Here is a 604-nt window from a genome sequence, read left to right as displayed (position 1 = left end):
GCCTCTTCTTGGCCGTAATGATAAGGTACCAAGGCCGAGATTACGGCGCAGATTTCAGGGACCGGCTTTGTTGGGTCAAGCTCACAGCGGACAATTGGTTGTACTTGTGCCATAAATGGTCACCTTCCTTCAAAAAAAGGTAAAACCTCCCTAATTGTCGAAATATAGGATGTTGCACCTATACTCAATAGAAGGGAGGTTCATATATGAATGCTTTAGAAATAACTAAAGAGATCATTCTCGCCGCAATTGAGAAAGAAATCATTGTATTTCCGACAGCTGAATACGAATCAGATGAACAGATTAAAGCTTTGAATATAGAACGTGCTGAAGATCTCGGCAAAGTATTCAAAACAATCGCTAAATCTGTTCAAGAAGCTAACAGCAAGAATTTCGACTTTGAATGAGTGTTGCAAGTGAAGTAACCAGTGGAGATAGGTTCTCATCAAGGTCTATCTCCTTACTTTCAATTTTATTTTGAATATAATCACATAATGTAACGATAGTTTGGTCTATTTTGGTTACGGTTTTTTCATCGATCATCTTTCCTTCACCCTTTCCTCAAATCAAAAAGGCCCCGCCGGATCGACGAGACCTAAGTGAT

Annotated in this window: 1 protein-coding gene; it reads left to right on the top strand. The window is 39.6% G+C overall.

Features of this window, described 5'->3' with window-relative positions:
* The first annotated feature begins 206 nt into the window (after positions 1-206).
* The gene (locus tag GQY55_RS30800; RefSeq protein ID WP_160045732.1) at positions 207-407 is read left to right on the top strand and encodes a hypothetical protein; all 201 of its coding nucleotides are present in this window, start codon (positions 207-209) and stop codon (positions 405-407) included.
* The last annotated feature ends 197 nt before the right edge of the window (positions 408-604 follow it).

The organism is Paenibacillus sp. USDA918EY (genome assembly GCF_009870825.1).
GTDB classification, from domain to species: Bacteria; Bacillota; Bacilli; order Paenibacillales; family Paenibacillaceae; genus Paenibacillus_AQ; species Paenibacillus_AQ albilobatus.
This window is presented reverse-complemented; position numbering and strand designations above follow the sequence as displayed.

Bases quoted from the DNA above. Each gene is read 5' to 3' on its own strand.
- GQY55_RS30800 (WP_160045732.1), top strand. From the start codon at position 207: ATGAATGCTTTAGAAATAACTAAAGAGATCATTCTCGCCGCAATTGAG.